Source organism: uncultured Sunxiuqinia sp. (assembly GCF_947495665.1).
GTDB classification, from domain to species: domain Bacteria; phylum Bacteroidota; class Bacteroidia; order Bacteroidales; family Prolixibacteraceae; genus Sunxiuqinia; species Sunxiuqinia rutila.
The window spans coordinates 1-14,818 of the sequence record NZ_CANLZV010000023.1; the positions used below are offsets into that span (position 1 = coordinate 1).

12 protein-coding genes are annotated in these 14,818 nt (G+C 43.8%); 5 read left to right on the forward strand and 7 right to left on the reverse strand.

Translation table 11 applies throughout. The features are described from left to right. Nucleotides 1-342: 342 nt before the first annotated feature. The 7 genes from Q1A18_RS18070 to surE form a co-directional block, all read right to left on the reverse strand. Nucleotides 343-957: a fumarylacetoacetate hydrolase family protein gene (locus Q1A18_RS18070; protein ID WP_299584129.1), complete on the reverse strand. Its 615-nt coding sequence runs from the start codon at nucleotides 955-957 to the stop codon at nucleotides 343-345. An 84-nt stretch (nucleotides 958-1,041) separates the two neighbouring features. Then, entirely contained in the window at nucleotides 1,042-1,845 is an 804-nt protein-coding gene (locus Q1A18_RS18075; RefSeq protein ID WP_299584132.1) for a 3'-5' exonuclease, read from the reverse strand. Nucleotides 1,846-1,971: 126 nt separating this feature from the next. Then, the gene (gene dnaN, locus Q1A18_RS18080) at nucleotides 1,972-3,102 is read right to left on the reverse strand and encodes a DNA polymerase III subunit beta (protein WP_299584135.1); all 1,131 of its coding nucleotides are present in this window, start codon (nucleotides 3,100-3,102) and stop codon (nucleotides 1,972-1,974) included. Between the two features lie 221 nt (nucleotides 3,103-3,323). Continuing rightward, nucleotides 3,324-5,738, reverse strand: coding sequence for a gliding motility-associated ABC transporter substrate-binding protein GldG (gldG, locus tag Q1A18_RS18085; RefSeq protein ID WP_299584138.1), 2,415 nt, complete (start codon nucleotides 5,736-5,738; stop codon nucleotides 3,324-3,326). A 39-nt stretch (nucleotides 5,739-5,777) separates the two neighbouring features. Beyond that, entirely contained in the window at nucleotides 5,778-6,911 is a 1,134-nt protein-coding gene (gene lpxB, locus Q1A18_RS18090; protein ID WP_299584141.1) for a lipid-A-disaccharide synthase, read from the reverse strand. Nucleotides 6,912-6,914: 3 nt separating this feature from the next. Continuing rightward, complete coding sequence (locus Q1A18_RS18095; protein ID WP_299584144.1) at nucleotides 6,915-7,214, reverse strand: hypothetical protein; 300 nt, start codon at nucleotides 7,212-7,214, stop codon at nucleotides 6,915-6,917. Between the two features lies 1 nt (nucleotide 7,215). Further along, nucleotides 7,216-7,986 carry a 5'/3'-nucleotidase SurE gene (gene surE, locus Q1A18_RS18100; protein ID WP_299584147.1) on the reverse strand — a complete coding sequence of 257 codons (771 nt, stop codon included), beginning with the start codon at nucleotides 7,984-7,986 and terminating at the stop codon, nucleotides 7,216-7,218. Between the two features lie 124 nt (nucleotides 7,987-8,110). Between surE and Q1A18_RS18105 the strand changes: the two genes are divergently transcribed. The 5 genes from Q1A18_RS18105 (at nucleotide 8,111) to Q1A18_RS18125 (ending at nucleotide 14,800) form a co-directional block, all read left to right on the forward strand. Then, nucleotides 8,111-8,494 (forward strand): hypothetical protein, encoded by a 384-nt coding sequence (locus Q1A18_RS18105; RefSeq protein ID WP_299584151.1) that lies wholly within the window; start codon nucleotides 8,111-8,113, stop codon nucleotides 8,492-8,494. Between the two features lie 570 nt (nucleotides 8,495-9,064). Next, on the forward strand, nucleotides 9,065-10,303 hold the full coding sequence (locus Q1A18_RS18110; protein WP_299584154.1) for an ROK family protein: 1,239 nt from the start codon (nucleotides 9,065-9,067) through the stop codon (nucleotides 10,301-10,303). 239 nt (nucleotides 10,304-10,542) lie between these two features. Next, nucleotides 10,543-11,544 carry a glutamate ligase gene (locus tag Q1A18_RS18115; RefSeq protein WP_299584158.1) on the forward strand — a complete coding sequence of 334 codons (1,002 nt, stop codon included), beginning with the start codon at nucleotides 10,543-10,545 and terminating at the stop codon, nucleotides 11,542-11,544. An 81-nt stretch (nucleotides 11,545-11,625) separates the two neighbouring features. Further along, complete coding sequence (locus Q1A18_RS18120; protein WP_299584161.1) at nucleotides 11,626-12,996, forward strand: glutamate--cysteine ligase; 1,371 nt, start codon at nucleotides 11,626-11,628, stop codon at nucleotides 12,994-12,996. Nucleotides 12,997-13,054: 58 nt separating this feature from the next. Continuing rightward, nucleotides 13,055-14,800, forward strand: a complete 1,746-nt coding sequence (locus tag Q1A18_RS18125) for an ABC transporter ATP-binding protein (RefSeq protein WP_299584164.1) — start codon at nucleotides 13,055-13,057, stop codon at nucleotides 14,798-14,800. The last annotated feature ends 18 nt before the right edge of the window (nucleotides 14,801-14,818 follow it).

The following is a 14,818-nucleotide window of genomic DNA, read 5'->3' on the forward strand; positions in this document are numbered from 1 at the left end:
GAATCCTTTAAATGATTATCCAGCTCGCCATCTAAGGCCCCTTCCAGAAAATCTTTAAATAAAGGCAATAAAACATTGTCCGGACCACTCATCCCTTTGCCGGACTTAAGCCCTTCAATTGCCTCTTTTTTGAACTTCTCGTAATCAAACTTTTCTTTTCCCATATCATGTAAATTTTTAAACATTCATTTTTGTTTACCATGACACAGTTTATTGAACACTCTCTATTTGGAATATTTGTTGAATGCCAGGAACCAACAAGCTCACAAACACAAAAGCCGAATTTTCACACCCACTCTGTCGGCTTGAAAATTCGGCTTATTCTGTCCTTGTGTCTTCGGACTATTTCACTTCGAAGTCAAAAAGCTTTCTACCTTCCAAAAAGCCTTCCAAGCGGTCGCCGATGGCTACTGGCCCCACTCCAGCTGGTGTTCCCGTATAAATCAGATCGCCAATTTTTAGGGTAAAGTATTTCGAAACCTGGCTGATCAGCTCATCAATGGCAAAAAGCATATAAGCCGAATCACCCTGCTGAACCAAATCTCCATTCTTCTTCAGCTGAAACTTAATGGAATTCACATCGGGCAAGTTCTCTTTCGCCACAAAGTCGGTTGAAATCACGGCAGAGCGGTCAAAACCTTTTGCTTTTTCCCAGGGAAGACCTTGATCTTTCAATTGATTTTGCAGATCACGAGCCGTAAAGTCAATCCCCAAGCCAACTTCATCAAAATAGCGATTGGCAAATCGGGGTTCAATGTTTTTCCCCAGGCGGTTAATGCGGACAATCAACTCACACTCATAATGAACCTCCTGGCTAAAGTCGGGAATGTAAAACGGGTCATTGTTCCGTAACAAGGCCGAATCCGGTTTCATGAAAATAACCGGTTCATCCGGAATTTCATTGTTCAATTCGCGAACATGCTCGCTGTAATTGCGTCCGATACAAATGATTTTCATATAAACGAGTTTTGAGTCCAGAGCAAGGAGTAGCGCGTCATAAGGAGCTTGCAAGTCACTAATGTCCCGCTACTCACTGCCTCTTCAATCTTTCATTCTCAATTTAATGGCGGTCAGCACTTTTTTGGTGTAAAGCGGAAATTCGCTGTTAATGATCCAACCAAAATAACCTGGCTGCTCGCGCAAAACTTTTTCGACAGGTACCCCTTTGTTTTTCCCAAAGTTAAAAACCTCTACCCCATCTTCATTGTATACAATACGACCCACAAAATCAACATTCCGGTCATACGAAGAGAACTCGCTCAATGCACTGACATCATTTTGGATCGGCTTCGTTTTTACGCCTTTATTGTCCTCATACTCTGTCTCCTCATAAACATCCAACTGAGCCTTCAGCACATCGTAGGTGGCTTTGGTATCGGCCATCGCACTGTGAGCATTAACCAGTTCCTGCTGACAATAAAATTTGAAGGCAGCTGCCAGGGTGCGCTTTTCCATTTTATGGAAGATAGCCTGCACATCAATAAACTTGCGTTTCTTAAAATCAACGTCAACTCCAACCCGCAGAAATTCTTCAGCCAGCAAGGGAATATCAAAACGGTTGGAGTTAAAGCCTGCCAAGTCTGCTCCTTCCAAAAAGTTGGCCAGGGTTTTGGCAACTTCCTTAAATGTTGGGGCATCCTTCACATCTTCATCATAAATACCATGGATTTTGCTGACATGTTCCGGGATCGGCATTTCGGGGTTAATCCGCAAGTCACGCTCTTCTTCGCGTCCATCCGGATGAATTTTCAGTAAGGCAATTTCCACAATACGATCCGTAACAATATTGATCCCTGTTGTTTCCAGGTCGAGGAAAACCAACGGATTCTTCAAGTTTAATTTCATGGGTCTTTCTTTCAATTTGGCACTCTGCCACTTAGCAGGGCGCTATTTTATTTTTTGACTGATTCAAACAAAAAAAACCTAACAAAACAAATCTTGTTAGGTTTTCATCATGCTATTAGTTACAATTTAAGCATTGATCATCATTGGCATCAAGAGCATCAATACATCCTCTTCATCAAACTCTTTTTCGGCTGGCAACAATAAGCCGGCACGTGTTGGATCCGATAGCTCCACTTTAACATCAGCCGATGAAAGGTTCGCTAAGATTTCCAACAGAAAAGTAGATTTAAAACCAATTTCAATTTCATCACCTTCATACTGACATTTCAAACGCTCAACAGCCGAAATCGAGAAATCGATATCCTGCGCTGAAACGACCAGTTGGTTATCATCAATATGTAGTTTTACCAGATTACTGGCTTGATTGGCAAAAACAGAAACGCGCTTAACCGTATTAAACAATTCCAAACGATCCACAATCATTTTATTGACGTTGTTGTTCGGAATTACCGAGTTGTAGCTGGGGTAGTTTCCTTCTACCAAGCGGCAAATCAGCTTGTAGTTGCTCAGCGTAAAGAAGGCGTTTTTATCATCAAACTGCAGTTTTACATCAAATTCTTCTTTCGGCAGCAGGTTTTTCAACAAAGCAGCCGGTTTTTTAGGAAGAATAAAAGACGACTCCACTTCAGCCTTGGCATCGCTGCGCTTGTAACGCACCAGTTTATGGGCATCGGAAGCAACAAAAGTCAGGTCATCATTTCCCAGTTCAACAAAAATTCCGTTCATCACCGGACGAAGCTCATCATCGGCGGTGGCAAACAAGGTTTTCGAAATTCCATTCAACAAAACATCGTGATTGACTTCGATGGTTGCCATCGCTTCTTCCTTCAATGCCGGAAGCTCCGGAAAATCCTCTCCGTTTTGCCCAACGATACTGAACTTTCCATTCTCGGAGTAAATATCAATGGCCGATGTATCTCCATTAATCTGGAACGTCAATGGCTGCTCCGGAAATTCCTTCAAGGTATCATTCAGCAGTTTGGCCGGAATAGCAACATCACCATTGCCTTCCGTATTGTCCAAATCAAGGCTGGTAATTAAAGTTGACTCTAAATCCGAAGCAGTAATCGTTAACCGATTATCTTCCAGTTGAAACAAATAATTATCCAGGATGGGTAATGTATTTTTCGAGCTAATCACCTTACTGATTGCATTCAGATGACTTAGTAATTCGGTACTGGAAACAACAAATTTCATTCGTTTATCTTTTTTTATATTTTTCGATGGTAACTCTCTGAAAATAGCCATTTAATCATCCTTGCGGAATAATAGTTGTCCGGCTATTTCCTTGATCTCTGTTTTATTCTTTTGGTCTTTTTACCGTGCCTTTACAGAACGATTTTTTAGCACAATCATACGAATATACAAACTTTGCCTTTTCTAACCTATGCTTTCATGCCAGATTTTATACAAAGTAATTAACCACTATATTTTCGACGTCGGATTACACTGAATATCAAGCCAAGTACAGAAATCAGGGCCAAAGGAATGAGCACATTGAACAGCTGCCAGAATAAGCGTTGCTCACGAATTTTAACTTTATCCAGCAAGCGAATTTGAAACGCCTGCGACCGCAAAAACATCAATCCTGTTTTGTCGCACAAATAACTGATGGCATGAACCAGAAATTCCTTATTTCCGAAAGTCTGCTGCGAATAACGGTCATAGCCCAAAGGCAGAATCTGAACCTGGCCGTTTCGCCTGGAAACCTGATTCGCAATCAGACTGCCATCCGCTATAACAATCATGCGTGCAGGCTTCGACCGATCCATCACCTCAATTTTCTGGGTATTGAAGTCAGTCAACATCCGGTTTTGAAACACCGAAGGGAATTGTCCTTCCAGCAAGACACCAGCCATCAGGTACTTTTCGTTAAACATGCTTTGGCTTGGGGGCTGATTGATACTTTGTAAACTGACCTCCAAGGGAGTCTGAATTTTCCGGGAATAGTTGGACGTATGCAAAACAACAGATTTCCGGATGGCCGGATCTTTTCCAACCGTGTCAATGGTACTCACAAATTCGGCCTTCAGCTGATTCAGGTTGCGGCTTAACACGTGCGCCTGCGAGGCTTTTAACAACGGAGAATAATACCAGGGAGCTGGTGTATATTTGGGGGGACTTCCCACGGGAGCAGTATTCACCGGAATCATCAGGCATTCCACATCCTGCACCAGGTTTGGATTAACCCGAACGCCATAGCGAAACAGCTGATCATTCAAATTTAAATCGCGCGAAAAAGCCAGGGTGGTCTCTCCCCTGCTCAGGCTATCAAGACTCACGCGCACCGGATCAATCAGCCAAAGCAGGTTGCCCCCACGCATCAGGTATTGATCGATGTAAAACTTATCCTGCTCCGAAAAAGCTTGCTTAGGGTCAGCAATCACCAACACATCGGGTAAGCTCTCGGCCTGAAACAAAGCTTCGGCACGCATATCGGTTACTTGAAAGTTCTCGGTCAGCGTTTGCCGGATATCACGGGTTTCCGGCTCTGTTAGTTCATCTTGTCCTTGCAGAAAAGCAACTGTGGGCTTGTTGTCCGTCAGTAAAACGTTAAACGCCCGCATCAGCTCATATTCCAGGGTTTCAACCGACTGGTTCAAATTTGTTTCCGGCGACAAGGACGGATTGTTTTTCAGTAGGTTAATCCCAATATCATAATCCTTATACTTAATGACTGCCCCCGGAAAAATCAATTTCGTAACCGTCCCTTCATCACGCTGCAAGCGCAAATCCGTTGGACGAAGCCCCAGACTCACCAAGCGATCAAACAACTTGTTTTGTTCTTCGGTAGTACTGACCAGCTTATACGGATCGAGCAATTCATAATGAACCCGATAATCCGCGTAGGCATTAATATCCTGTATTTTTTCCACCAAGGCTTGCTGCAGTTTGCGAAAGCCCGGAGGCAATTCACCATCCAGAAAAATATCCACTTTGATGGGAGCGTCAAGTTGCTGAATCAATTGTTTTGAAACCGGAGACAAGCTGTAGCGTTTTTCAGAAGTCAGATCAAGCCGAAAAAACCAGGCTCCCGCAACCAGGTTCATAACAAGCAATCCGCCCATAAGTATCGCCAGCTTTTTCAGTTGCTGATTCCTTTTTTTCTGTTTTTGCTGAAGCAAAAGGCTGGTGACCACCAAAAAGAAAAAACTAAGGGAAAGAAAATAGATCAAATCCCGGGAATCCACCACTCCCCGGCTAACCGACAAATAATGTTCATTGATTCCAAGTTGAATCAGCATCTCACGAATAGCCGGCGAAAAATTCAAACCGGCAGCCAACTCAAATCCCTGGTAAGTCAAAAAAGAAACAAACAACGCCAGCATAAAAGCCAGCACCGGGTTGTCGGTTGTTGCCGAAGCAGCCAAACCAATAGCCACATAACCTGCAGCCAGACAAAATAAACCTATAAACGCCCCCCACGATGCACCGGCATCCCAGTTTCCGGCGGGGTTACCCAGCTGGTAAACAGTGTAAAAATAAACCAAGGTTGGCAGTAAACACAAAAGCACAAGCACCAGTCCGGCCAGGTATTTGGCCCAAACCAACTGCAACAAAGAAATGGGACGAGTTACCAAAATTTCAAGGGTGCCCGACCGTTTTTCTTCGGCCAGTAAACGCATGGTTAAAGCCGGAACCAGGAACAAAAAAATCCAAGGGGCCAGCGAAAAATATCCATCCAAAGTGGCATACCCATTATCCAGCAGGTTGTAATTACCGGGAAAGACCCACAAAAACAAGCCATTGGCAATTAAAAAAACAAAGGCAACTAAATAGCCTGTGAGAGAACCGAAAAATGTGGTGATTTCCTTTCGAAATAAACTATACATGTATGCTTTCGTTTTTTACTCAAACGAAGATAAAAAAGATTAGCTGATTTTGTTTAACTTCTGGATCATCATCGCAGCGGCGCGTTGCGATGCTCCCGGCTGCCCCAGGTGTTGATGCAACTCATCATAACTCCTCTGTACTTGGCGCTGGTAATCTTCATCGGTCAATAAACGCTCCACTTCTGCACGGATATTTTTCACCGAACATTGATGTTGCAAAAGTTCCTTAACGGCCATCCGCCTCAAGATTAAATTAACCAACGACACCCAGGTTATTTTCACCAAATACTTTCCAAGCCAGTAAAAAAGGGCACCGCCATCCATCCGGTAGAGCACAACTTGTGGGCAACGCAAAATACCGGCTTCCAAAGAAACAGTACCGGAGGCCAGAACCGCAACCTTTGCCTGCTGCATAATTTCGTACGATTGGTTATACAGTAAGCAGGCTTCCGGGTAAGCGGCCAACAATTCATCGTAAATAGAGCGGTCGATGTTGGGGGCAGCGGAAACTACCAGCTGGCAATGGGTAAAAGCAGAAGCAGCTTCGAGCATACGAGGCAACAAGGACTTAATTTCCTGTAAGCGGCTCCCGGGCAAAAGTGCCAAAACAGGATTGCCACTCAAATCATGCTTCTTGACAAAGGTTTCAAAGTCAGCTTTAGAAGGCTTACTCATCACCTCATCCAAAACCGGATTGCCAACATAATTCACCTCATAGCCTAAGCCCTTGTAAAAATCAGTTTCAAAAGGAAGAATGGTAAACATCTCGTCAACAAAGGCCTTGATCTTTTTGATCCGGTGTTTCTTCCAAATCCAAATTTTAGGTGAAATGTAATAAAATACACGAATACCATGCTTTTTCGCAAACTCAGCCATGCGCAGATTAAAGCCCGGATAGTCTACCAAAACCAGCACATCCGGCTGAAAGTTTAGCAAATCTTCTTCGCAGGTTTTAAAGTTCTTTTGAATGGTGCGCAGGTTCATCAAAACCGGCAAAAAACCCATAAAAGCCATTTCGCGGTAATGTCGCGTCAGCTGCATTCCGGCACGTTCCATCCGTTCACCGCCAAATCCCCTCAACCGGGCATCAGCGTCTTGTTTTACAATTTCTGCAATCAGGTTGGAAGCATGCAAATCACCGGAAGCTTCGCCAGCTATAAAATAGTATTTCATAAATTAAAGGGCTTTCGAAACAATAACGAAAAAAGCATATAAAAAGGTGGCTAACAAAACTCCCCGTGCAGCCAGGTCATATTTTCGTTTAATCAGCAATAAAAAAAGCAACAAGTTAGGCAGCACACAAAGGGTAAGCAACTTGACCAACATGTTAAAACGCCACAAATTCTGAACGTATTCAGCAAAATGAACTTCATTGTAGCGCGCCAAATACATCACCAAAAACATGATGAGTGGCAGCAACAAGCCCGGCCAAAAGCCAAACTTCAACTTATTGATATTGGTTCCGATTCCTGCCATCTTAAAACCTCCAGGTTCTCATTTGCTCATAGGTTGTCCGACAAGTCATATCGACATTCACCGGAACAATCGACACAAACTGGTTGTCCAACGCATGCATGTCTGTGCCTTCCTGGTCGGGTTCAAAATTTTTAAAATAACCAGCCAGCCAATAGTATTCCCGCTGATGTGGATCCGTGCGTTTTTCCAATTCTTCCACCCACTTTCCGGCAGCTTGGCGGCACACTTTAATGCCTTCAATATTGCCTTTCGGAATGTTCACATTGAGGCTGACAAAGGGCGGCAAGCCTTTTTCGAAAACCGACTGAAAAACCCGGGCCACCCACATTTTGGCTTTTGAAAAATCGGCATCCGGCGCATAATCGCACAAAGAGAAGCCGATGGAGGGCACTCCATGCAAACAACCTTCAATGGCTGCTCCCATCGTTCCGGAGTAGACCACACTGATGGATGAATTAGCGCCATGATTAATGCCGGAAATCACAAAGTCCGGAAGCCGTTCCACCAAATGATTAAAGCCCAGTTTCACACAATCAACCGGGGTGCCACTGCACTTGTAGGCAATGTATCCCTCTTCCTCCTCCACCTTGGTGGCTCGTAAAGGCTTATCTACTGAAATGGCATTCGACATGCCAGACATGGCCATTTCCGGTGCAACAACTATCACATCTCCAAAAAGACGCATTACCTCAGACAATTCTTTCAAACCTTTCGCCTGAATTCCATCATCATTGGTAATAAATATTAGCGGACGCTGTTTCATTTTTTCCATTTTTTATGCGAACCACAAAGATAATCTTATCCCCTTGAATGGCTAAAAAATTCAAACCCTATTTTCGCCCGAAATAAACCAACTGACCAACAGACTCGTTAAACAAGTACTAAAACGTCAGATTATGGAAAAACTAAAAGATGCCGTTGTATGGGCCGAAATACCCGTCCTGAATTTTGACCGGGCCAAAGCCTTCTACTCCAGAATTTATGATTATGACATGTACGAACAAATGATGGGCCACCACCGCATGGGCTTTCTGCCAATGGATCCGGACGCCCGCGGAGTTGGCGGAGCCATTGTTCAGGGGCAAGGCTATACACCAAGCGCATTGGGATCCAAAGTTTACCTGAACGCTGGCAATGACCTTAGCCTGGTGCTTAACCGGGTAAGCCTGGCCGGAGGGAAAGTCATTCAGCCCAAAACAAAAATTACAGATGAAATTGGCTATTATGCCGTATTTGAAGACACCGAAGGCAACCATGTCTGCCTGCATTCCATGAACTAAACGCAACCCGCAGCAGCTAATTTAAATCTCTGAGCAGCGATGTGGTCCATCGGATCAATCATACGTCAATTCTTTAGAATGCCTGTCACTAATTAACCTCTAAATGAAAAAACGTGTGAAAGTCCTTGAAAAAAGTGACTAATAATAAACACAGGTTCATATAGCAAGATGAATTTTGAAGCATTCAAACTTTGTCTTGCTTTTCTTTCGAATGCATACTCCAACAAATAGTTTTTTCTTATCGGGGCAAGTTTAATGCTTCTTTCTCGAATTCATCCAACGCTCGTTTTTTCGGCCCCCTAGCGCTTACCCAACATCAAAAACATGAAATTAAGTTCATTATTAAACAAAACAAAAGCCCAGCGACCAAACAAAAAAAAGAGCATACTAAGTTCTTGAAGACACTGACAACAAACAACGTAACTCACAAAAAGATTTATTTGAACAATTTATAAAAACATAAAAATTTTCGATTAATTTTATCTATTTGTAAATTCGCAATTCAAATTAATTGACTAGATTTACTTTCACTGAAAAGTAAACAATCAAACTAAAGTAACACCTAACAACATGGTTCTGCGAAAGAAAGAAGATACGGACAATATGCAAATAAGCGAGTTGAAACACTACAAACTGCGCATGCAGATTATTCGTTATCTCTATAAAAAATCGCCGCAGCCAGCTTCTTACCTCAGTAAGAAAACCCATGTTAGTTTACCAACCGTTCGAGCTGTCTTGGATGAGCTGATTACTGAAAAAATTATATGTATTACGGGAATAGGCCCTTCCAAAGGAGGACGCCGCCCAATACTCTACAGTCTTTTATCTGAGGCTTATTACATTATGGCCGTAGAGGTTGGGCACCATAGAGCCAAGGCATCACTTTTCAATTGTCACAACAAAGAGGTAACAGAGATCCATGAGTACACCACCAATATTGATGATCCACATTTTTTAGAACATACTAAAGCTGTTTTCGATCAACTGCTGGTTCAATCGGGGTTAAAACAAAGCCAGATTGTTGCTTTAGGAGTAAGTATGCCTGGCTTAATCGACTCGGTGAATGGCATTAACAAAACCATTAAGGATCCAAAGGCACAAGCAGTAAAAGCCAGACTCTCGAAGCATTTTAACATCCCTATCTATATTGAAAATGACGCCCGGATGCAGGCCTTAGGTGAATCCGTTTTCGGAAAAGCCCAAAAAACCAAAAACACACTTGTTCTGAACTGGCATTGGGGACTGGGGCTGGGCATGATTCTGGACGGACAAATTTACCAAGGAGCTAATGGTTCTGCTGGCGAATTCAGCCACCTTCGGATAATACCGCAAGGAAAGCTTTGCTCCTGCGGGAAACAAGGATGCCTGCAAACCATCGCTTCCACACAAACGCTGCTGGACATGGCCAAGGCCGAAATAGCAAAAAAAACGCCCTCGCAACTAACCAGTAGTTACGCCAGCAAACCGGAAGAACTGGATGTAACCGCCATTACAAACTATGCTAAAAGAGGAGATGAGCTTTCCATCTCGCTCCTGCATCAATTGAGTTCCAATCTGGCATGGGGGCTTTCCATCCTCATCGAGCTTTACAACCCGGAATTGATTGTTTTAAACGGCCCCGTTACCCAAGCCGGAAAATACATTCTAATTCCCATTCAACAAGCATTAAATCAATACTGTCTGGATAACATTATTGAGAATATTCGAATTGAGATCTCCGAACTTGGAGAACATTCCGGACTCAAAGGAGTGGCAGTCATGGTGTTTCAAAAATTATTCCGCGACAAATCAACAGACTCGCATTATTAATGCCTAATTACTTCCCGCTAATTTTCCACAATTGTACGATTCTAGTTTCGCTTAACAGAAACAGGTTCAACGCCTCTGCGCGACAATAGAAACCAGAGGTAACTTCTTTTAACGACACTTTATTAGCAAAGTGTGAACTTAGATTTTAGGTGCTTGTTTTCATATTCAATTACCTGACAAAACTTATTTCAATAGTTTATTTCTAATTTTGAGTGTTAGAAACACAGGAGACATACGAGATGGAAAATTCAACTTACAATTTCACCCCACTTCCCGGATATGAAAACTTTGAGGCAACCACTCAGATTATCATCGCTGAAATTCTCAGGCGCAAACTGCCTTTCGAGATCATTGATGCCGATAACAATTTGCTGGCGGTTACCTTCAACGATAAAGAATACATCATTCATGAAGGGACCATTTCAGACGCAAACAGCCTGATTGCCTATTGGATTTCGAATGACAAGTGGATGACCCGCCAGTTTTTGAAACGGCAAAACATCCGGCAAGCCCAAGGAGTCTTGTTACTGCGAAATTATGCGGATCAGCAGCTTAGCGTCATCAACTTTCCGGCAGTGGTAAAACCCGCCAATACCGATCATGGCATTGCTGTAAGCACCAACATCCAAACAACCGATGAGCTCAAAAAAGCCATAGAACATGCATTTCAGTATTCCGATAAAGTGATCGTGGAAGAGTTCTTTTCCGGCTGGGAATACCGTTTCCTGGTTATTGACAGCGAGGTACGCGCCATAGCCTATCGCGAACCAGCCAATGTATCAGGCGATGGGCAGCATACCATCCGACAATTGGTTGAATTAAAAAATAAAGGCAGGGGAACCGATTACCGGCATCCGTTGTTAAAGATTACGATTGACGACGAAGTGCTCCGACACCTCAAAGCATCATCACTGAATCCGGACAGCATTTTGAAACCGGGAGAGAAAGTGTATTTACGCAAGAATTCAAATTTAAGTACGGGCGGCGATAGCATTGATGTTACTGACAATATGCCGGACTTTTACAAACAAGTAGCTATCCGCGCAGCACAAGCCGGAGGCCTCAACATTGCCGGCATTGATATCATTATTCAGGCAATTGATCAAACGCCATCTCCTGAAAACTACATTGTAGTCGAACTTAATGCGCCAGCCATGCTCTCGATGCACGATTTTCCCTACATCGGCAAAAACCGACAGGTAGAAAAATACGTCCTCGACAGCATTCTGAATTCAAAATAAATGGCACTTGCCCGTTTAAGCGGACAAGGAAAATCAACAGGAGCATGACATTGCCGGCTCCCATTAATTATTCATGGTACCATGACGAAAATCGAGAAACAACAAGAAATACTCCATAAATCACAGCTGGTTGCTTATTTTGAGCGGGGAAACAAACCCCCGGAAAACTGGGGAATTGGAACTGAGCACGAAAAATTTCTCTACGATCAAAGTTCTTTAAAACGGTTGGACTACGCCTCTGAAACGGGCATCCGCACCATTTTAAAACACATGCAGCAAAATGGCTGGCAGCCAATCATGGAGCAAGACAACATCATCGGGCTCAGCCAAAATGGCGCATCAATCACCTTGGAACCCGGAGGCCAGTTTGAGCTTTCGGGCAAAAATTTCAAAACCATTCACCATACCTTCATTGAAACCAAAAAGCATTTTGAAGAGCTAAAAACCATCTGCCAGAAATTCGGTTTTTTCAGCCTTCCCATGGGAGTCGATCCTTTATGGCAGGTCGATGAGCTTCCCTGGATGCCCAAGTCCCGCTATGTAATCATGCGAAACTACATGCCCACCAAGGGAAAGCTGGGACTGGATATGATGACCAATACAGCAACAATTCAGGTAAACCTGGATTACGCCAGCGAGGCAGATATGATCCAGAAAATGCGCATTGCACAAGCCTTACAGCCCATTGCAACAGCCATTTTTGCCAACTCCCCTTTTTCCGGAGGAAAACCCAACGGGTATTTAAGTTATCGTACCCAAATCTGGAATGATACGGATCCGGATCGCTGTGGCTTTTTGCCCTTCATTTTTGATGAAGGCTTCGGGTTCGAGCGCTGGGTCGACTACTTATTGAATGTCCCCATGTTTTTTATTTATCGCGACCAGGAATTTCTGCCTGCTCATGGAATGACCTTTAAGGATTTTTTGGATGGGAAACACGCACTAAAGCCCACCATCAACGATTGGGAAGTGCATGCCTCCACGGTATTCCCCGATGTACGTCTCAAACAGTTTATTGAAATGCGCGGAGCCGATGCAAGCTGTGTCAATCACATTGCAGCACTTTCAGCCTTCTGGGTTGGCTTGCTATATGACGAACAAAGCCGAAACGAAGCTTATGAGCTCATCTCAAAATGGACTGTCGAAGACATACAGGCCATCCGGGCTCAGGTACCTAAAGCCGGACTAAATGCGTCCTCTGGTAACATCCATGTGGGGCAAACGGCCAAGCATTTATACCAGCTTGCACTGGACGGACTCACCCGCCGATCGCAACTGTGCGGCTCCGAAGATGAAAGCCAATACCTCAACCCTGTACGTGACATTACCGCTAGCGGTATCACTCAAGCCGAAAGGTTATTGCAGCGCTATCATACCGTGTATCACGAAGATGTAAGGGAGTTGCTATACACCTGGCAAAAGTTGCAGTTACAGAGTTGTCCCAAGAAATAAAAAAATACTGATCTGTAGTCGGAACAATCCGGCAGATACAAAAGCATATAAACAAAGCATGTTTTCAAAACTAAAGTTCTTAATCAACTACATGCACCAATATCGTTGGTGGTATACCGGAGGAATTTTCTTCCTGGCCCTTACCGTCTGGATATCGGTTTCCATTCCCGAATACATTCAACAGGCTATCGACCTTATTGCCACAGGACGTTCAGGCAACGAAACAGCCTTCAACACCAATGTAATGATTATTGTTGGGCTGGCTGTAAGTTTGATTATCGTACGCTCGCTCTCCCGCATTCTGATTTTCATTCCCGCGCGGCTAATTGAAAAACAACTAAAAGGCGAGCTTTTTAAAAAGTTAGCCTCCTTCGGAAAAGATTATTACGATGAAAATGCCACGGGAAGCATTATCTCCCGCATTAATAACGACATCAACGGAGTGCGAATGATTACTGGATTTGGCTTTTTACAGATTGGCAACATCCTGTTTTCTTTATCGCTTACCCCATACAAAATGTGGCAACTCTCCCCCATCCTCACCTTATACTGCATCATTCCGATGGTAGTTATTTTTGTGGTAGTGCGTATCGGGATGGCCGTGATGGTGAAAAACACCCGGCGGCAAATGAATATTCTTCAAAAGCTCTCCGGAAAAACCATTTCTTTTCTGTCGGGAAACAGCGTCATCAAAAGCTACAACATTTATGACTATGCCGAGCAGGAAGTTCAAAAAGAAAACGTTTCGCTGTTTGAAGCGACCCTGAAAATCACCTGGATTCGCTCTTTTATTATGCCCCTGCTTGCTAACCTTGGACAGATTCTCAAAATTGTAGTTCTGCTGGTTGGCGGAATGTACGTCATCAACGGGGAATTCACCATTGGAGAACTGACAGCTTACATCGCTTATGCAGCGCTGCTAAGCCATCCCATTATGGGGCTGGGCTGGGTGCTCACTATTTTCCAGCAAGGCTTTGTTGGTATAAGCAGTCTACAAACCATCAGAGATCGCCAAGGTCCCGATGAACAGCGTCAGTTGCTTCCTCAACAGGAAAAAGAGCAACTATTCCAATCGGGCATCGAGGTTAAAAACTTAAGTTTTACCTACCACAACGGCAACCGCCCCGCCTTGCAAAACATCTCCTTTTCCATCAATCCCGGACAGGTTGTTGGAATCACCGGGCAGGTTGGCTCCGGCAAAACAACCCTAATCAATTGTTTGAACGGTTATTTGCGTCCGGAAAAAGGCATGATTTATTTTGGCAAAAACGATGCTGCCGAGCTTAAAAGTGAAGTAATCCGGTCGGCCGTCCGTACCGTTAGTCAGGAAGTTTTCCTTTTTTCTGACAGCATTGAAAACAACATTGCCTTTGGAGCGTCTCAAGCTGCAAAACGAAATAATTTCGATGAAGTTATTTATAAAAGTGCATTTGCCGATGAACTGGCCCGTTTCACGCACCGCGAAAAAACATTGGTAGGCGAAAAAGGAATCATGCTTTCCGGCGGTCAAAAACAACGAATAAGCCTGGCCCGAGCACTCTATACACCTTGCAACCTGCTTATTCTCGATGATGTTTTTTCTGCTGTTGACACCGACACCGAACGGTTTCTGATCAAACAAATCTTTGAACAACGAACAGCTCAAAGCCTGGTTGTCATCTCAAACCGGATCAGCGTACTGGAAAAAACAGACTTTACGCTGGTGCTTGAAGACGGACAGATGGCTGCCAAAGGAACCCATCAGGAACTCCAGAATCAGTCAGACTTCTATCGGGAAATACTGAATCTGCAACAGGAAAGCTAATAAAAAAACGACAACTCA

What these genes read in the sequence shown, in the direction of transcription:
- Q1A18_RS18070 (WP_299584129.1), bottom strand. Translation starts at nt 957, where the DNA reads ATGAAAATCATTTGTATCGGACGCAATTACAGCGAGCATGTTCGCGAA.
- Q1A18_RS18075 (WP_299584132.1), bottom strand. Translation starts at nt 1,845, where the DNA reads ATGAAATTAAACTTGAAGAATCCGTTGGTTTTCCTCGACCTGGAAACA.
- dnaN (WP_299584135.1), bottom strand. Translation starts at nt 3,102, where the DNA reads ATGAAATTTGTTGTTTCCAGTACCGAATTACTAAGTCATCTGAATGCA.
- gldG (WP_299584138.1), bottom strand. Translation starts at nt 5,738, where the DNA reads ATGTATAGTTTATTTCGAAAGGAAATCACCACATTTTTCGGTTCTCTC.
- lpxB (WP_299584141.1), bottom strand. Translation starts at nt 6,911, where the DNA reads ATGAAATACTATTTTATAGCTGGCGAAGCTTCCGGTGATTTGCATGCT.
- Q1A18_RS18095 (WP_299584144.1), bottom strand. Translation starts at nt 7,214, where the DNA reads ATGGCAGGAATCGGAACCAATATCAATAAGTTGAAGTTTGGCTTTTGG.
- surE (WP_299584147.1), bottom strand. Translation starts at nt 7,986, where the DNA reads ATGGAAAAAATGAAACAGCGTCCGCTAATATTTATTACCAATGATGAT.
- Q1A18_RS18105 (WP_299584151.1), top strand. Translation starts at nt 8,111, where the DNA reads ATGGAAAAACTAAAAGATGCCGTTGTATGGGCCGAAATACCCGTCCTG.
- Q1A18_RS18110 (WP_299584154.1), top strand. Translation starts at nt 9,065, where the DNA reads ATGGTTCTGCGAAAGAAAGAAGATACGGACAATATGCAAATAAGCGAG.
- Q1A18_RS18115 (WP_299584158.1), top strand. Translation starts at nt 10,543, where the DNA reads ATGGAAAATTCAACTTACAATTTCACCCCACTTCCCGGATATGAAAAC.
- Q1A18_RS18120 (WP_299584161.1), top strand. Translation starts at nt 11,626, where the DNA reads ATGACGAAAATCGAGAAACAACAAGAAATACTCCATAAATCACAGCTG.
- Q1A18_RS18125 (WP_299584164.1), top strand. Translation starts at nt 13,055, where the DNA reads ATGTTTTCAAAACTAAAGTTCTTAATCAACTACATGCACCAATATCGT.